Origin of the sequence: Romboutsia lituseburensis DSM 797 (assembly GCF_900103615.1) — a bacterium.
GTDB classification, from domain to species: domain Bacteria; phylum Bacillota; class Clostridia; order Peptostreptococcales; family Peptostreptococcaceae; genus Romboutsia_F; species Romboutsia_F lituseburensis.
This window is the reverse complement of the sequence record NZ_FNGW01000005.1, coordinates 337,322-357,325: the sequence shown is the minus strand read 5'-3', so window position 1 is coordinate 357,325 and position 20,004 is coordinate 337,322. Positions and strand designations below refer to the sequence as shown.

The following is a 20,004-nucleotide window of genomic DNA, read 5'->3' as shown; positions in this document are numbered from 1 at the left end:
TATACAATTATGGATAAATATACATGAATAAAATGTTAGGAAAAGGATTGAACTGAATTAAAAAATAATATAATATTACTCGATGTGAGAATGAGAAAAGAAATTGGAGATGTTAGCTTTAAATAAAAATTTAAAAAATCAAATTTGAGGGAAAACAACTGGAGGAAAATTTTTATGAAAAAGAAGAACATGGCAATATTAATGGCGGGGGTAACGGTAGCTACTACAGTAGCACCAGCATTTGCAAATGGAGAAAACGCTACAAATCAAAAAGAAACATCTATAATAAATGCAGCAAATGCAGAAAAGCTAGTTAAAGAAATAGAAAAAGCATTAAATGTGAAATATCAAGAAACTAAAGCAGGTGCAGAGCTAGGTACTTGTGCTTACGATATACAATTAGATGGAGCGGAATTAAAGTCACATATAACTTTAGAAAATGAAATAAAAGAATTAAAAAATGGTGAATCTGTAAAAGTAACTATACAAGATAAAGGTCACCAAGTAATAGCAAATAAAGTTGTAGACTATAAAATAGAAAAATACGAAACAGTTTCTGAAATATTAGATGCAGTAAAATTAAATGTAGAATTAACAGCAAAGCAATTACCAAATAATATAGTAGAAGTTAAAAAAGGTGAAGATATAATAGCTACAGTAACTGTAGGAGATGACAAGTTAGATTTTACTAAAATAGTAACTGATAACGAAGGTAAAGCAACTGGATTTGAAACTAATTATACTAAAATAGAAGCTGGAAAAATAAATGAAATAATAGTTAGAAATTCTACAGAATTAGAAGCTACAGATTTAGTAAATGGGTACTTCCTAACAGCTAAAGGAAATGAATTAGCAGAAAGATTATTAAAGGAAGAAACAGCTGGTAAAACTATAGAAATAATAGATAATAACGAAGACTTAGGATTTGCAGGATCATTTGATATAGCTATAAAGGAAGCAGATAAAGTTGTAGAAATAATAGGAATATCAAGTCATAATCCATCAGCAGTAAATGCTACTAAAGTATTATTACAAGATAAATTAAACAATACATCAAGAGTTGACTTAATGGCTGGAGAAGATAGATACAAGACAGCTGTAGAAATAAGTAAAGCTACTTTCAGTGGTTCAACAACTGCAAGTTCAATAGTATTTGTAGGTAAAGATGCAATAGTAGATGGATTAGCAGCAGCACCATTAGCAGCTCAAGAAAATGCACCAATATTATTAGCTAACGGAAAAGAATTAACAAAAGAAACTGAAGAAGAAATGTTAAGACTTTTAGGAGATGATTTAAAATCAAAAACTATATACTTAGTAGGAGGAACTACTAAAATAGCTCCAGAATTAGAAGAAAAATTAAATAAATTAGGAGTTAAAGCTGTAGAAAGAATAGCTGGAGAAGATAGATATGAAACTTCATTAGCTATAGCTAAGAAATTAGATACAACTCAAAACACTACAAATAAAGCATTCGTAGTTGGTGGAGCTGGAGAAGCTGATGCTATGAGTATATCTGCAAAAGCAGCTGAACTTAATGCACCAATAATAGTAACAAACAAAGAAAAATTAACAGATGAAGCAGCTAAATTCTTAACAGGAAAAGAATTAGAAATAATAGGTGGAGTTAACTCTGTTACAGAATCATTAGAAGCTAAATTACAAACTATAGATAATGATAAAACAGTAGTACGATTAGCTGGTGAAACAAGAAAAGATACTAACGCTAAAGTTATAAATGCATATTACCAAGATGCAACAGAAGTTTTCGTAGCTAAAGATGGAAATGCAGCACTAATAGATGCATTAGCAGCAGCACCATTAGCAGGGAAGCAAAATGCACCAATAGTATTATCTACAAATGGATTATCTACAATGCAAGAAACAGCAGTAGAAAACAAATTAACAAAAGTAGAGAAAATAACTCAAGTAGGAAATGGTATATCGTCTATAGTAATAGAAAAGATAGTTGAGTTAGTAGGATTATTTAAATAATTTGAAATAAGACAATATAATATTTAGAATTATAAAAATGAAAAGAGTTTATCAGTAAAATGATAAGCTCTTTTTTTAATCAAATAATAAAAAAAGATACTCCTATGATATAATAAATAGTCGATTGATTTTTAGAATAAGTGAATAGGGGATGATACAAATGAATATTCAAAACAAAAAAAGCAATAAAAATAAGCATCTTAAAATAACTAAATCCTCAATTAAAGAATTATTAAGTTGGTTAGTAGGAGGATTTATACTACTATTTGTAACTGAATATATACAAAGACAAGATATACAATCAATAATTACATTTGCAAAAGATAGAACAAATGCATTTGTAATAAATCTATTAATAATATTAATATTAACATCAATAATATTTTTATTAAAAAGAAAGAAAACAGCCTATTTTTTAATATCATTATTGATAATATCAATATCGTTAATAAGTGCCTTTATGACAAATTTAAGAGGAATGCCTCTAACATACTCAGATATATTCTCTATAAGAGATGGTATGAGTATAGCTAATAAATATATAAATATATACATGATAATAGGAGTAGTATTAGCATTAGTTATATGTATATTAATAACAATATATTTATTTAAGCAAGAAAAAAACTCAATTAGAATAACAAGTCCTACAAATATAATACTAGCTATAATAATAGCAATAGTATTTACAGTAAGTGCAACATCACTAAGAGAAAGAAAAATATTAGATGCACTAAGATGGGACTTAAAAGAATCATATTATTATAATGGATTTGTATACTCAGTATTAGATTCATGGTATAGCTATATAAGAAAGAAACCAGAAGGATACGATAAAGCTCAAATAGAAAATATAAAAAATAATATGAATGCAGTACCTGCAATGAGTTCAAATGGTACAAAAGTTAAGAAAGTATCTACAGATAAAAAGCCTAATATAATGTTTGTTCAGCTAGAGTCATTTATGGATCCTACATTAATAAAAGAAGCTAAATTTAGTGAAGATCCAATACCAAACTTTAGAAAATTATCAAAAGAAAATACAAGTGGAGTAATGAATGCACCTACTACAGGTGGAGGAACTGCTAGAACAGAATTTGAAGTATTAACAGGAAATAACTTTGACTATTTAATACCTGGAGAAATACCTTATGATACAATAGCAAAACAAAAAGCTATCAACTCAGTAGCATCGACATTAAAAAAGCAAGGTTATAAAGCTACTATAATTCATAACTTCCAAGGTAATTTTTATAGTAGAAACACAGCATTAAATAATCTAGGGTTTGATAGATTTGTATCTATGGAATACATGCAAGGAATAGAAAAAACACCATTAAATTGGAGCAAAGATAAAGTACTAAAAGAATATATGCAGCAATCGTTAGAATCAACAGTAGAAAAAGACTTAATATATGTAATAACAGCACAATGCCATAGTAAATATCCTGAAAATGATCTAGGAATAGATATGCCAGTTAAAGTAGAAGTACAAGCACCTTTAACAGAAACTGATAAAAATCAATTATACTATTATGCTAATCAGTTAAAAGAAACTGATGAATATATTGGAGAAACAATAAAAATGGTAAATGAAATGAAAGAAGATACTATAGTTGTATTTTTCTCAGATCATATGCCAGCATTAAATGTATTTAAAAATGACGATTTTTATTTAGATAAATATGAAGTACCAGTAGGTATATATGCAAACTATAATACAGGGCAAAAACAAAACCTAGATTTAGAAGCATATCAATTAAGTACAGAGCTATTTACACTAGCTGGAGCAGAATATGGACCTATGGAAAGAATACATGCATTATTAAGAAATGATGAAAATTATCAAAAAGACTTAGAATCAATGCAGTATGATATATTATTTGGAAAACAATACTCAATAAACTCAGATAAAGATAAACCTATACAAGGTGAAATGAGAATGGGATTATTTGATATAACTGTAGACAAAGTTGATAAAAAAGGTAATACAACAACAATTAAAGGTAAAAACTTTACACAGCAAAGTGTAGTATATGTAAATAATAAAAAATGCGAAACTAAATTTATAAATGATAAAACTTTAGAAATAAAAAGTGTAGATAAAATGGACACCGTATCTGTAAAGCAACTAGGTAGAAATGATGCACAACTAAGTAGTTCAAATGAAATAAAAATTAAATAATTATTAGAAAACTCCTTTTCTTATAAGAAAAGGAGTTTTTTGATTAGCAATCTAACAAACTAAAGATAACAAAAAAATTACAAATTTGTAAAATATGAATACAAGGCTAAGAATTATTGATATAGTAAAAAAAATAAGGTACAATAAGGTTATAATTGCTATATTTAACATAATTTGTAAATATAGTAAAAAATGTAGAGGTGAGAAATATGTTAAAAAGGAAAAAGAAAGTCATAGCGAAAGTTATGGCTACAACGATGTTAGCAACAACAATAGCAACAACATTTGGAATAGAGGCTAAAGCAGACTCTATATCTCCAAGAACTGCAGTATCATCAAGTAAAATAGCAGGAAATGATAGATACAAAACAGCAGTAGAAATAAGTAAAAATTACAGCTCAAGCTCTAAACATGCTGTAATAGTAAACGGACAAAAAGGTATAGTAGATGCCTTAACAGCAACTCCATATGCATCATTAAAAAATGCACCTATATTAATGACACAAAGTGATAAGTTAAATGCAGATACTAAAGCTGAATTAACTAGACGTCAAGTAAAAACAGTTGATATAGTTGGTGGATTAAACTCAGTAAATGATTCAGTAAAATCTGAAATACAAGCTATGGGTATAACTGTAAATAGAATAGCTGGTAACAGTAAATATGATACAGCTTTAGAAGTAGCTAAAAAAATAGATGATATATCTGATATATCAAAGATAGCAGTAGCAAATGGTGAAGTATTAGCGGATGCTGTAAGTGTAGCAGCTCCAGCAGCTCAAAATGAAATGCCAATAATATTAGCTCATCCTAAAAATGGATTAGATGATAAAACTAAGGCATACATAAATGGAGAAGGTGTAAATACTTCTTACGTAATAGGTGGTACTAATTCAGTATCAAGTACAACTCAAAATTCATTACCAGGAACTAAAAAGAGACTAGAAGGTAGTGGAAGACAAGATACAAATGCAGCAGTTGTAAAAGAATTCTATACAAGTAGTTCATATGACAATGTATATGTAACTAAATCAGGGCAAGTAAACAAGCAAGATGAAATAGCAGATGCTTTAGCAGTAGGAGTACTTGCAGCTAAGGAACAAGATCCAGTTGTAATAGTTGGTAAATCTTTAGCAACTTCTCAATCAAACTTATTAAAAGATAAGAAGTTTAATCAAGTAACTGAAATAGGTAATGGTATACCATCGGCAAGTATAAATGGAATTAAAGATACTCAAAAAGCGCCAGAAGATCCAGAAGCTATAGTTAGCAGTGTATCTTTAGTTAACTACAATACTATAAAGATAGTTGGTAAAGAATTAAAGAGAATAGATGGAAATAAAATAGAGATAAGTGGAAATAGTGTTTCTTCATATACAGTAAATGAAGCTGGAACAGAAGCAAAAGTTGTATTTAATAAAACATTTAATAGTGGAACAAACACAGTTAAGATAACAAGTAACTTAGGTAAAACAACTACTCATAATTTTACATATAGTACTGAAATAAGTAGTGTAGAAGCTGTTACTTCAGAAATAGGGCTAGATGGAATACAATACCTTGAATTTACAGTAAATAATGGTCAAAAAAGAAGTGTAGAAGAGTTAGAATCATTAGGATGGAAAGTTAAATTTACTGCAAATCAGCCTGTATTTTATGAATTAGATGGAGATAAAGTTGATAAATCTAAAGAATCAACTACAGGTTTATTAAAAACAACTGAAGATTTTACAACAAGTGATAGTTTCTGGTATAAGGTAACTTTAACAAAAGGTACAAAGGAATTTAAAACATCAGAAAAAGTTGTGACTTGTAAAGACAAAAATAAAGATGTGAAAGAAATAAGAGATACAACTTTTATGTTACAACAAAGTTCAACTAATGAAGTTGAAATGAATAGTAAAACATTGTTAATAGGAGAAAAGTTAAAAGTAAAGGGCATAGATATAACTAACCTTAATGGTTCAAAAGTAGATGGAGTAACAGATGGATACAGTATAGAATCTTCTAACTCAAATGTTTTACCAGTCCTTGTTGATAAAGCTTCTAATACTGTATACTTACAAGCCAAGGCTGATGGAAAAGCAACAATAACTGTGAAAATGGGAGATGTAAAAAAAATATATGATATAACTGTTAATGAAGCAACAGAAAGTAATAAACGTAAACCAAATTCATATAAATTTGAAAAAACATCAATCAAAATGTTAAATAAAGAAGATAATAGTGAAGATGTTAAAGTTACTATAACGGATAAATATGGAGACCCTATTCCGTCAGCAAGTTTAAATCAAGTAACTTGTACAAATAAAGTTACAAGTAATAGTAAAAGTGTAGCAATTGCCAAATTAGAAGAATTAGGGGATGGAAATAAGAAGGGCGAGTTTAATATAAATATTACACCGGCCTTAGACTCAACTTTTAAAACAGCAACTGGTACAGTTAAATTACAGTATGATGGAAAAGATATGAGTGGTACTAATTTAAGTGTAAGTGTATCTTCAGAGATATCAACAAGTTCAACATATAAGTTAAATACAACATCATCTACAATAGATGTTGATTTAGATAGATATAGAAAACAAGATGATAATACTTTAGAGTTACAACTAGAGGAATATACATCAGCTGGATACTTAAAGGGAAAAGTTGATGTAGCTTTAGGGAATAATATAGGACAATATGTAGTAGAAACATCAAATTCAGATATAATTTCTAAGGACAATATATCTAATGAAAATAAAAATTTAAAAATTAATTTAGATAAAGATGGAAAAGAAGGTTCTGCAACAATAACACTATATATATATGAGAAAAATAGTAAAGGTGAGAAAATAAAAACTAAGAGAGGGGACATAAAAATAAATGTAGAAGATACTACTCCAAGAATAAAAGAGATTACACTTAATAAAATAGACCCTATAACAGAGTTTAAAAAAGAAGATAATAAACATATTATAGACTTTAAAGTAGAAGACTTATTTAAAATAAATAAAATGGGTATTAATGGGGTTAGAAATATAATCGATCCGAGAACTCTTAAATTGACAGGCACTCAAAAAGATAATATAACAGATGTGTCAATAGATTTTAGAGAAACTGAAAATGAAAATCCAGTTATATTTATAGATGTTGATAAAGATGGCAAATACAATATAGATAAAAAAGATGAATTATTAGCAACTATAGTTATGGAGCATACGGATGGAATAAAGGCTGAAGTAGATAATAAGTATCAAATTAAATTTGATGATAATAAAGATCAAGATGGTAGCATAAATGTTAGAATATACAATGGCGAATATAATGAAACTAAAACTCAACTTACATATCAAACTCTAAATGTAAAAATAGATAAATAAAAATGAAGCTGTATAAAATTAAAATTTTATACAGCTTTTTTTATAGCCAAAAGTAATAGGAGAATTTTTAAATAAGTATATAAGTTGTATATTTAACTAATATAAAAAATATTAACAGGAAAAAATGTAAAATAAAATGATTTATTAAAAATAATTTTAAAAAAATAATTGTTTTATTTTAAAATCATAATAAATTAAAAAAAAATATATATATTAAATATATTCGTAATAAGTTTAGAAAAAATGACGAAAAAAATGTCGAAAAATGAAATAAAATGTAGGAAAAAAGTGGTAGTTAAATTGTTGTAAATATAGTTGATATATATTATTATTAATTTGTGAGAGATATGAGAAAAAACGGAAATTAATATAAAGAGATGTAGTTAATATAATATTTGGGAGGAAAGTAAACATGATGAAAAAGAAAAGCATGGCAGTAGCTATGGCTGCTGTAACTGTTGCAATGCCTGCTAGCCAAGTATTCGCTGCAGTAGTTGATAACACTCAAACAGAAGAAATAAAAGCAATGAAAGAGAAAGCTTTAAAATTAATGAATTTAAAGTACACTACAGATGCAAACTTATTAAACAACGCTAAAAATAGTGATACAAATGTATTTGAAATTCAATTAACAACACCAGGAAGTGCAAAGGTAGATTCTTGTGTTAGTTATTCAGATTTCGAAAGAAAATTCGATAAAGCATACGCTAAATTAGAAGATGGGCAATCTATAAAAATAGGATATGCATATCAAGGAAAAGATGAGCATGATGCTACAGTAGGATACAACACTTTAGAAGATGGTAAAGTAGTAGACTTTAAATTAGAAAAATACACAGAAAAAGAACTTGAAGAAATAGCTATTAACTTAGATGCAGATGGAAAAATAATAGCAAATAAAGAAGTTAAAGTTGGTCAAATTAGAGCAACTGAATTATCAGATGATGGAGCTAAAAAGTTTGAAATAAGATTATCAAATGATAAAAATGAATTAGAAAGATATAAAGAAATAAAAGTTGGAGATGTTGAAATAGCTTTAGAAAATGCTGATAAAACAGCTTCAAGACCAGTTGTAAGACAAGAAAATGATTACTATGTAGATGTAAATGGTAATGCTTTATATGAAGTTAAAGATGGAGATACTTCTAAACTAAACGGAACTTCTGTTGAAATATACAGAAAAGGTAGCAATGCAGCTGATGCTACATTTGATAATGCACAAATAGATGGATTCTATGCTAATACAGGTACTAAAGCAGAAGCTCCTCAAATAAAAATGGATGTTATAACTAAAAAAGGAACTCAAAACTTAACACTTAATGCAAGTGATTTATACAATGTATCAGAAGGAAGAGTTACAGTAGAAGGAAATGACTTAGCTAGACAAATAAAATTCTATTCAGAATTAAACGGTCAAAAATTCTATGGTGATACATATAGAGTAGATATGCCTGAAACAGCTAAAGATAAAGAGCTTACTATAAAAGTTTTCAAAACAGAAGAAAACTCTTCAAATGAAGCTAAGATAGCTGAAATAAAAATAGTTAGAGATAACAAAGATACTAAAGCTGAAGCATACAAAGCTATGAGAGAAATAGTAAAAGAAAATGTAGTAAACAACAAGACAGTTGTAGCTGCTGGTGCAGATAGATATGAAACAGCTGCAGAAGTAAGTAGAATGCAATTCAAGTCATTAACAAAAGAAACTAGAGAAGGTGATGACAAAGGTCACAAATCAGTTGTTTTAGTAACAGGAGAACAAGATAAGTTAGTAGATGGATTAACTGCAACTCCTTTAGCAGCTTCATTAAATAATGAAGATGGTGCACCAATATTATTAACTGGAAATAATAAAATAGCTAAGCCAGTATTAGATGAAATAGAAAGATTAGGCGCTACTAAAGTTTACATAGTAGGTGGAGCTATATCTAAAGATGTAGAAAAGCAATTAGAAGATGTATATGGAAAAGAAGTTGAAAGAGTAGATGGAGACGATAGATATGATACTTCTTTAGAAGTAGCAGAAAAACTTTTAGAGGTTAATGGTAAAAAAGATACTACTGAAGCGTTCTTAGTTGGTGGAAAAGGTGAAGCAGATGCATTATCTTCAGCTTCAGCTGCAGCTATGAAAAAAGCTCCTATACTATTAACTAATGCAGATAAATTAACTAAAGATGTTAAATACTTCTTAGAACAAAACTTAGCTAAAGATGGTGATGTTTATGTTGTAGGAGGAAATTCTTCAGTTTCTCAAAAAGCTTATGCAGATACTTTAGATGTTGTAGGTAAAGGGAATATAGAAAGATTATCTGGAGATAACAGACAAGATACAAATGCAGAAGTTGTAGAAAGATTCTTCAAAAACGCAGATAAAGTTGTAATAGCTAAGTCTGATAACAAAGGTATGGTAGATGCATTAGGTGCTGGACTATACGCTGGTAAAAATGATGCTCCAGTAGTATTAGCTACTAATAACTTAACTGAAGATCAAGAAGATTACTTAAGAGCTATTACTATAAAAGCTGATGATACAACTGATGAAAATAAAGCTAAAGCTAATAAGGTTATAGTTGGTAATGGAGTATCTTCAAGTATAGCTAAATTTATAAAAGATTTAAAAATAGCTGTAACTAAATAGATTATTTAATTATTAGCCGTATAAGAAACTCGAATTTTAAAATTCGGGTTTCTTTTTATATATATATATAAATGACGAATTTTGGTACAATAATACAAAGTTGATATAGATACAGGAGGTCATGTATGAGGGTTAATAACAAGATATTCATAGCGGTTCTTGTTGTGTGTGTAGGTTTATTTTCATATACAGCATATAAAGGAAGACAACAAGTAGATAAGAGACAAGCAGACTATGAAAAGTACTTAAGTGTACAAGAAAGAATAGAAAGTGAAACAGATTTAAATAATGCATTAAATGATTTGAATTACATAACGAATGATTATTATGAGACTGATGTATTAAGTTATGATAAAGCAGTGCTATATCAAAAATTAAAAAAATACGATAAGGCTCAAGAGAGTTTAGAAAAATCAATGAAACTTAATCCAAAGGTTGCTGAAAATGTTGGAATACTTGCTATGTATGGTGATATTTTATATGAAAATAAAGATACAGAAAAAGCGAAAGAAGTATTAGATAAAATAAAAACTTTAGATATACAAGAATCAGAAAAAGACAAAGTAAATGAATTAATTAAAAAGTTAGGGTAGGGTAAATAAATGTTAGATAAATATTATAAAGAAAGTAAAGCAGAATCAATTAATAAAGTTATTGCAATGATTTCTATATTTATGTTATTCATGATACCAATTATCATGTATAAATATGTAAGTGTAAGTTATAGTCCTATATTTAATGCGAGTGCTTACTCAAGTGGCGCAAAGGCTGATGTATTTAATTTTTTCAAGATGTTACTATTAAATTTAGGTACTATTTTAATATTGGGAATGTATATATATAGAGTAGTTGTATTGAAAGAAGAAATTAAAAGCAAGAAATTAAATGTAGTAATTATTATATTTGCTATATTTATAGCTATGTCAGCTTTATTATCGCAATATCCAGATATAGCTTTGTTTGGAAATTATGATAGACATGAGGGCGCTATAACATGGTTTTGTTATTTAGCAATATTTTTCGTATTATATAATACGAATATAGATGAAAAATATTATAAATATTTTTATTATGCACTAATACCATTTATAGCTATAAATTTAATACTAGGTATTATAAAGCTAACAGGATATGATATTTTATCAAATAGTTTAGTTAACAATATGTTAGGTGGTGGACTAGGTGGTCAATTATTTACTACTTTATACCACTACAACTTTGGTAGTGCATATGCATCGATAATCTTTAGTGTTAGTTTTATGTATATGTTATTAGAAAATGACACCAAAATAAAAGTATTATCACTAATAATGAGTGTATTATCATTTGCAATATTACTGACTATGATATCAGCAGGTGGATTTGTAACAGCTCTATTTATGTTACCAATTATAATAGTGATAGGAATAAGGTTTACAAATGTAAAAGAAGTAGCTATATGGAGTATAGCGGCAATAGTTTTGGATGCCATAGTATATGTGATATTAAATAATATTAATCCTGTTGTGTATGATGAATCTTTTTCTCTTATAGCCAAGATAAACGATATATCGGGTTTAATTATACCTGGTATAGTAATTGTTTTTGTAGCTTTAGTATTTATGATGAAGTTTGTAAATAGAAAAATAGTGTTTAATGTTATTTTAGGAGTTGTAACAATTTCTATATTTGCAGGTTCGATATTTATATCAAGTTCAATAGAAAAAGAAAAGAAGATATTAGCACAAGATCCTAACGCAGATATAGTCAGAATGAAAGATAGTGCAATGTATCAAAAATTAAATACTATGAGTACAGATCGTTTAAATATATGGGTTAAATCAATTGATTTAATTAATGACAATCCTATATTCGGAAATGGATTAGATACATATCCTTATGTTATGGTTCAAAAGGATGAAGATTCAGGAATAAGTACATTTGGGGAATATATAGACAAGCCACATAACTGGTATCTAAGTTTAGCATATGGAAGTGGTATAATAGCACTTTTAGGATTAGTTGCTATAATTATATATATAACTAAAGGTACATTTGATAAAGTTTCAGATAAAGTTGATAATAAATATATATATATATTTGGAATAGGAACGATAGCATATGCTGTACAAGGGTTCTATAATGATAGTATTATAGGAACCGCTATGATATTCTGGATATTTGCAGGTATAAGTGCAAATATGTTAAGTAAAGAAAATTAAAAAATAAATTTATTAGACGACATATTGATAATATACATTGATATGTCGTTTTTTGTCGTCGAAAATAGTTTGAAAAAGTAAAAATTATTGGCTAAAATCATTCAAATTAGTTGGAAAATACGATAAAATAATAAGTACAACTAAATATAAAATATAATGTATAAAGTACTTAAATTAATAAAATAGATTTAAGCTTTTAATAAGGAGATGATGTTGTGAAAATAAGTGTAATTATCCCAACAAGAAATGCACAAAGATATATAGAAAATCTTATAACAAGCTTAAAAAATCAAACAATAAAGCCATTTGAAATAATAGTAATAGATACTAACTCAAAAGATGAAACTAAAAAGATATGCAAGTCATACCCCGATATAAAATTTCTACATGTTAATGATGGTGAATTTGATCATGGAGGAACAAGGAATAGAGCAGCGAGGTATTCTAGTGGAGATATTTTAGTATTTATGACTCAAGATGCTATTCCTAAAAATAATACCTTTATTGAAGAACTTATAAAACCATTAGGTAAAAACAATGTAGTATGTACTTATGCAAGACAGTTAGCACGAGAAGATTCTAGTCCAATAGAAAAATTTTCAAGAAAATTCAATTATCCTAATAATGACATAGTTAAATCGAAAGAAAGTTTAGATAAATTAGGTGTAAAAACATTTTTTTTCAGTAATGTAAGTTCAGCTTTTTTAAGAGAAAAATTTATGGAAGTAGGATGTTTTCCTGAAAAAACTATAATGAATGAAGATATGATTATAGCATCTAAGGTTATATTTGGAGGGAATAGTACGTGCTATGCTTCTAAAGCAGAGGTTGTTCATTCCCATAGTTATAATTATATTGAACAGTTTAAGAGAAACTTTGATGTTGGAGTGGTGTTTACTGATAGTGGACACTATTTTTATGGGGTTAAATCAGAATCAGAAGGAATTAAATTTGTTAAACAAGCAATTAAGTACCTGATAGATAACAAGAAAATATATTTAATACCTCATTTAATAATTGAAAGTGGATTTAAATTTATTGGATATAAGCTTGGAAAAAGCTATAAGAAAATACCTATTAAATATGTGAAAAAGATGAGTATGCATTCTTTCTATTTTGATAGAGATAACGATATAGATAATAAAATTGAAAAAGCTGTAAATTAATTAAAGCATAAAAATACTTATATTTGATATGAAAATTTAATAAGTAAGTTGAACTTAAGGAGAAGGTTATGAAAGGAATTATATTAGCAGGAGGGTCTGGAACTAGATTATACCCAATAACAAAATGTGTTTCAAAACAGGTTTTGCCTATATATGATAAACCTATGATATATTATCCAATGTCTGTACTTATGCTTGCAGGTATAAAAGATATATTAATAATATCTACACCAAGAGATATAAGTTTATTTGAAGAATTATTTGGAGATGGTAGCGAATTAGGTCTTAATATACAATATGAGATTCAAGTACATCCAAATGGACTTGCTGAAGCATTTATTATAGGGGAAGAATTTATAGGTGATGATAAAGTCGCATTAGTATTAGGAGACAATATATTCTATGGATACGGATTTAGTGAAAGATTAGAAAATGCAGTTAAAAGAGATGAAGCAACTATATTTGGCTATCATGTAAGTGATCCTACTGCATTCGGAGTTGTAGAATTTGATAAAGAATTTAATGCTATATCAATAGAAGAAAAGCCAGAACAACCTAAATCGAATTATGCAGTACCAGGTTTATATTTCTATGATAACGATGTAGTAGAAATAGCAAAAAGTGTAAATCCATCTGAAAGAGGAGAACTAGAGATAACTGCTGTAAATAATGAATATTTAAAAAGAGGAAAGTTAAAGGTAGAGCTATTTGGTAGAGGAATGGCATGGCTAGATACAGGAACTCATAAAGGTTTACTTGAAGCATCAAACTTTGTAGAAGTTATACAAACTAGACAAGGACTATATGTTGCATGCGTAGAAGAGATTGCTTATAGAAAAGGTTATATAAGCAAGGAACAATTATTAGAGCTTGCTAAGCCACTTATGAAAACTGAGTACGGTAAATATTTAGTGAAAGTATCTAAAGAGGTGATATAATGAGTGAAATGTTATTAGAAAAAGTTCGAACAAAAGGAAACTTTACATTTATAAAAACTAAAATAAAAGATTTATATATAATAGAGCCTAAAGTATTTGGAGATGAAAGAGGATACTTTATAGAAAGTTACAATAAATCTCATTTCGAAGAAGCAGGGCTTGATATGATATTTGTTCAAGATAACGAATCTAAGTCTAAAAAAGGTGTACTTAGAGGTATGCATTTTCAAACAAAGCATACTCAAGGCAAGTTAGTTAGAGTTACACACGGAGAAGTATTTGATGTAGCAGTTGACTTGCGAAAAGATTCTCCTACATTTGGTCAATGGGAAGGTGTAATTTTATCGGAAGAAAACAAAAAACAAATTTATATCCCAGCAGGATTTGCTCATGGTTTTTTAGTTTTATCTGAAGAGGCGGTATTTAACTATAAATGCACGGACTACTATGCTCCAGAGTATGATAGTGGACTTTTATACAATGATGAAGAAATAGGTATCAATTGGCCGCTAGATGATATAGAAGAAATAATATTATCTGAAAAAGATAAAAAACAAAACACTTTAAAAGAATTAAAAGAATTAGATATATTATTTTAATTCACGATTTAGTGAGAAATATACAGAACACAATTCACAATAAAGTGAACTATGTTTAGATTAAATAAATCTAAATTTATGAATAGGAGAAAATAATATGAAAAAGATATTAGTAACAGGTGGAGCCGGGTTTATAGGTGGAAACTTTGTTCATTATATGCTTAATAAGTATCCTGAGTATATGATAGTTAATTTAGATGTATTAACATATGCAGGAAATTTAGAATCATTAAAGGATATTGAAAATAATCCGAATTATAAGTTTATAAGAGGAAATATATCTGATAGAAAATTTATATTCGAATTATTTGAACAGGAAAAATTTGATATAGTAGTAAATTTTGCAGCTGAATCTCATGTAGATAGATCAGTAACAGATCCAGAAATATTTGTTCAAACAAATGTTATAGGGACACAAGTACTATTAGATGCATCAAGAAAATTTAGGGTAAATAGATATCATCAAGTTTCAACGGATGAAGTATATGGTGATTTACCACTTGATAGGTTAGATTTATTCTTTACAGAGAATACACCACTTAACCCAAGTTCTCCATACTCAGCATCGAAAGCTAGTGCAGATTTTCTAGTGCAATCTTATCATAGAACATTTGGACTACCAACAACTATATCTAGATGCTCAAATAACTATGGACCATATCATTTTCCAGAAAAGCTTATACCACTTATGATAAGTAGAGCTTTAAATAATGAAAGTTTACCTGTGTATGGTAATGGTGAGAATGTGCGTGATTGGTTACATGTTGAAGATCATTGCTCAGCTATTGATTTAATTATACATAAGGGTAGAGTAGGTGAAGTATATAATGTTGGTGGTCACAATGAGAGAACTAACTTAGAAGTTGTTAATACTATACTTAAAACTTTAGGTAAATCAGAAGAACTTATAACTTATGTTACTGATAGACCAGGTCATGATTTAAGATATGCTATAGATCCTCATAAGTTAGAGAATGAGTTAGGATGGAAGCCTAAGTATAACTTTGATACTGGCATGGATACTACGGTTAAGTGGTACTTAGACCATAAAGAGTGGTGGAAAAATATAATTTCAGGAGAATATAAAAATTATGAAACAGTATATACAAACATATAAGGAATACAAACCATTATTATATGAGTTTGTAAAAAGAGATATAAAAGTTAAGTATAAAAACTCTTTTTTAGGAATTTTATGGAGTATGCTAAATCCACTACTAACAATGCTTGTACTTACGTTTATATTTTCTAATATATTTAAAAATTCTATACCGAACTTTCCTGTATATTGTTTAGCAGGAAGATTGATATATGATTTTTTCTCACAATCTACGAATCAATGCATGACATCGATAACTAGTAAAAGTTCACTTATAAAAAAGATATATATACCACAATACATATATCCACTGTCTAGGATTATATCTACATTTATAATTTTTATAATATCTTTAATACCTTTATTTATAGTTATGATTATAACTGGTGTTAAGTTAAAATTTATAAATTTATTTATGATATATCCTTTAGCCGCATTATTTTTTATATCATTAGGTATAGGCCTTATTTTAGCTACAATAAATGTTTTTTTTAGAGATATGCAACATATATATTCAGTTATATTAATGCTTATAATGTATATGTCAGCGATATTTTATTCATCCGATATAGTAACACCAACTTTTAAGTGGATTATGCAGTTAAATCCCATATATCCGGTTATAAGTATATTCAGAGATTGTATTCTATATAGTAAAATAACATTAAATACTAATGTTATTTTATGTGTGGTATATTCTATTCTATATATGATACTTGGATTTATAGTTTTTAATAAAAATAAAGATAAATTTATACTATATGTTTAGGGGTTGGTAGGTATGAAAGATATTATTATAGATATTGAAGATGTATCTATGCACTTTAGAAAAGGTAGTGAAAAGGTAGATTCATTTAAACAATATATGATAAAAAAATTAAAGAAAGAAATAAAGTATGATATTTATAAAGCACTTAATGGCATAAGTTTACAAATATACAAAGGAGAGGTAGTAGGATTTGTAGGTTTAAATGGTGCAGGGAAAAGTACATTACTTAAGGTTGTAGCCGGTGTTCAAAACCCTACAAGTGGAAGTATTACAGTTAAAGGAAAAGTATCCCCACTTTTAGAATTAGGTGCTGGTTTTGACAATGAGTTAACAGGTAGAGAAAATATATATTTGAATGGTCTTATACTTGGTTATAGCAAAGAATTTATAAATGATAATATGGATAATATCATTGAATTTGCTGAGGTACGAGACTTTATTGATACACCTATCAAAAATTATTCGTCGGGAATGAGAGCTAGACTTGGGTTTTCGATTGCTACTATTAAAGAACCTGATATATTGATTGTTGATGAAGTACTTTCTGTTGGAGATGGTAAATTTAGAGCTAAAAGTGAGAAGAGGATGCTAGACCTTATAGACTCAAATGCTACAGTTTTATTTGTGTCTCACTCAATAGATCAGATAAGGAGACTATGTAGCAAGGTTGTTTGGATTGAGAAGGGAAGGGTCAAGATGATAGGAGATACTAATGAAATTTGTGATTCATATGAACAACATTTAACAGATTAAGACTAAATTTAAGGAGTATTATTAATGGTTAAGGTAAGTATAATTATACCTGTGTATAATGTAGAAAAATATATAAAAGACACTTTAGAATCTGTTGTTAATCAAAGCTTAAAAGATATAGAAATAATAGTTATTAATGATGGTTCCACTGATAATAGTCAATTAATAATAGATGATTATTGTAAAAAATATAAAAATATAATAAGTATAATAAAAAAAAATAGTGGAGTTAGTTCAGCTAGAAATACAGGAATAAAGATTGCAAAGGGCAAATACATAGCATTCTTAGATTCTGATGATATATTGCCTAAAGATTCTATAGAGTTAAGGTATAAAGCGGCTATCGAAAATAATGCAGATATAGTTACAGGAGGTGCATTTAAATTTAATTCTAATAGAGAATGGCCGATAAAAAATTATTTTTTAGGTAATGGATATAGGGATGTTGTTTTTGATGAAAAATTATTTTATACAATGGTAAATTGGAATAAACTATTTAAAAAAGAGTTGATAAAATATATAGAATTTGATGAGAGATTAACATATGGTGAAGATCAAGTATTTGTAACTAAAAGTTATTTTAAAGCTCAAAAAGTATATTGTATAGATAGTAATCTATATTACTATAGAGAAAGAGAATCAGAAGGATCATTAACTCAACTTATATTCAATAACCCATATAAAGTATTAAAGCAAAGTAAACTAATATGGGAAATAATAAAAGATGAAATAGAATCAAATTTTAATAATATAACAATACAAAATGATTTAAAAATAAGGTATCTAGATAGGTTATTAAGTTGTGATATATGGCCTCCAATAAAGCAAAGTCTATTGTCAAAAGATGAGACATTACAAGTTAAATCTTTACAGCTATTATATGAATTTATAGATAAGTTAGAAGATAAAAGTGTTTATAAATCTGGTAAACTAAAGTGGATAGTTACAGTTGGAATACTTGAACATTATAGATTTTTAACTAATGAATCAAAAAAAACATATGTTAATTTACTGAGAAAAACTATAAATAAATTAGATGGAGAAAGTTTATATTACTTAGCTGAAAATAATGGATATTTAATGAAATATATACAAAAATGTGTAACTAAAAATAATAGCATATATATCCTATTATTTTTAGTGAGAAGAAAAATATCAAATTTGTTTAAGTATATAGATAATAAATTTGATATTTTATTGTTAAAGTTAGCTTTTGTATATGGAAAGTTCAGGCCTATATCTAATAATAAAGTAACATTAGCGACCAATCGAAGTAATAAATTAATAGAAAATTTAAAATACTTAAATGATAAATTGGCTGAATTTGATGACATAGATGTAAAAATATATTTAAAGGATACAAAATTAACTAAACGAACTTTAATGAGAATGTATTATGATTTTGCTACATCAAAATTTATAATACTAGATGATTATTATAGGCCATTATATGGGTATAAATTTAAAAAAAATGTAGAAGTAATACAATTATGGCATGCGTGTGGAGCATTTAAAAAGTTTGCTTTTAGCGCAATAGATTACCAGGAAAGTCATACTGAAGAATATGAAAAAGAAGCACATTCTCACTACACTAAAGTAATAACTAGTGATAAAGAGGTTAATAAACATTATAGCGATGCATTTAGAATTGATGAAAGTAATGTACTTGATTTTGGTATTCCAAGAACAGATATGTTTTATGATAAAGACTATAAGGACTATATAAAATCTATGATAGAGAATAAGTATCCTAATATAATTGGTAAAAAAGTAATACTATATGCACCTACATTTAGAGGAGGCGGAAAGGATAGACAAGAGTTTGATATAAATATAGATTATAGAAAAATTATAAATGAATTAGGAAAAGAATATATACTTATATTAAAACTCCATCCAGCTGTTACTAAAAATGGAATAGATATAGATGATAAGTATAAAGATAATGTTATAAATTTAAGCTTATATAGAGATATAAATGAATTATTTTTAGTTACAGACATATTAATAACAGATTATTCATCCGTTATATTTGAATACTCGTTACTAGAAAAGCCGATGATATTTTTCTCATATGATTTAGATTCATATTTAGATGAAAGAAACTTTTTTTATGATTATGAAGCGTTTGTTCCAGGACCTATAGTTTATGATAATGATGGCATTGTTGATATTATAAAAAATGGAAAACTAGATACTAAAAAAATTGCGGAGTTTAGAATGAAATTTATGTCAAGTTGCGACGGAAATTCAACAGAACGATTAGTTAATTTTATTCTTGATAATAAGGAGAAATAAA

General features: G+C 27.5%; 13 protein-coding genes. All 13 read left to right on the top strand.

Translation table 11 applies throughout. From position 1 onward, the window contains the following. Positions 1–174 precede the first annotated feature (174 nt). The 13 genes from BLP75_RS12160 (at position 175) to BLP75_RS12100 (ending at position 20,003) form a co-directional block, all read left to right on the top strand. A complete protein-coding gene (locus tag BLP75_RS12160) occupies positions 175–1,995 on the top strand; it encodes a cell wall-binding repeat-containing protein (protein WP_242872426.1) in 1,821 nt (606 codons plus the stop codon). Positions 1,996–2,155: 160 nt separating this feature from the next. Further along, entirely contained in the window at positions 2,156–4,180 is a 2,025-nt protein-coding gene (locus BLP75_RS12155) for an LTA synthase family protein (protein WP_170139187.1), read from the top strand. A gap of 209 nt (positions 4,181–4,389) precedes the next feature. Next, positions 4,390–7,542 (top strand): cell wall-binding repeat-containing protein, encoded by a 3,153-nt coding sequence (locus BLP75_RS12150; RefSeq protein ID WP_092726430.1) that lies wholly within the window; start codon positions 4,390–4,392, stop codon positions 7,540–7,542. A 412-nt stretch (positions 7,543–7,954) separates the two neighbouring features. Next, positions 7,955–10,180 carry a cell wall-binding repeat-containing protein gene (locus tag BLP75_RS12145; protein WP_092726428.1) on the top strand — a complete coding sequence of 742 codons (2,226 nt, stop codon included), beginning with the start codon at positions 7,955–7,957 and terminating at the stop codon, positions 10,178–10,180. Between the two features lie 125 nt (positions 10,181–10,305). Continuing rightward, positions 10,306–10,773: a tetratricopeptide repeat protein gene (locus BLP75_RS12140; RefSeq protein WP_092726427.1), complete on the top strand. Its 468-nt coding sequence runs from the start codon at positions 10,306–10,308 to the stop codon at positions 10,771–10,773. 9 nt (positions 10,774–10,782) lie between these two features. Continuing rightward, positions 10,783–12,381, top strand: coding sequence for an O-antigen ligase family protein (locus tag BLP75_RS12135; protein WP_092726425.1), 1,599 nt, complete (start codon positions 10,783–10,785; stop codon positions 12,379–12,381). 215 nt (positions 12,382–12,596) lie between these two features. After that, complete coding sequence (locus BLP75_RS12130) at positions 12,597–13,547, top strand: glycosyltransferase family 2 protein (protein ID WP_092726424.1); 951 nt, start codon at positions 12,597–12,599, stop codon at positions 13,545–13,547. A gap of 68 nt (positions 13,548–13,615) precedes the next feature. Next, entirely contained in the window at positions 13,616–14,485 is an 870-nt protein-coding gene (gene rfbA, locus BLP75_RS12125) for a glucose-1-phosphate thymidylyltransferase RfbA (RefSeq protein WP_092726422.1), read from the top strand. Next, on the top strand, positions 14,485–15,084 hold the full coding sequence (gene rfbC, locus BLP75_RS12120) for a dTDP-4-dehydrorhamnose 3,5-epimerase (RefSeq protein ID WP_330385809.1): 600 nt from the start codon (positions 14,485–14,487) through the stop codon (positions 15,082–15,084). Before rfbA ends, rfbC begins: the two co-directional genes overlap by 1 nt. Before the next feature lie 97 nt (positions 15,085–15,181). Next, positions 15,182–16,201 (top strand): dTDP-glucose 4,6-dehydratase, encoded by a 1,020-nt coding sequence (gene rfbB / locus BLP75_RS12115; RefSeq protein WP_092726421.1) that lies wholly within the window; start codon positions 15,182–15,184, stop codon positions 16,199–16,201. Continuing rightward, positions 16,176–16,952 (top strand): ABC transporter permease, encoded by a 777-nt coding sequence (locus BLP75_RS12110; RefSeq protein ID WP_092726420.1) that lies wholly within the window; start codon positions 16,176–16,178, stop codon positions 16,950–16,952. The genes rfbB and BLP75_RS12110 overlap by 26 nt, the downstream gene beginning before the upstream one ends. Positions 16,953–16,964: 12 nt before the next feature. Further along, positions 16,965–17,705, top strand: coding sequence for an ABC transporter ATP-binding protein (locus BLP75_RS12105; RefSeq protein ID WP_092726418.1), 741 nt, complete (start codon positions 16,965–16,967; stop codon positions 17,703–17,705). A gap of 24 nt (positions 17,706–17,729) precedes the next feature. Continuing rightward, a complete protein-coding gene (locus BLP75_RS12100) occupies positions 17,730–20,003 on the top strand; it encodes a bifunctional glycosyltransferase/CDP-glycerol:glycerophosphate glycerophosphotransferase (RefSeq protein ID WP_092726417.1) in 2,274 nt (757 codons plus the stop codon). The last annotated feature ends 1 nt before the right edge of the window (position 20,004 follow it).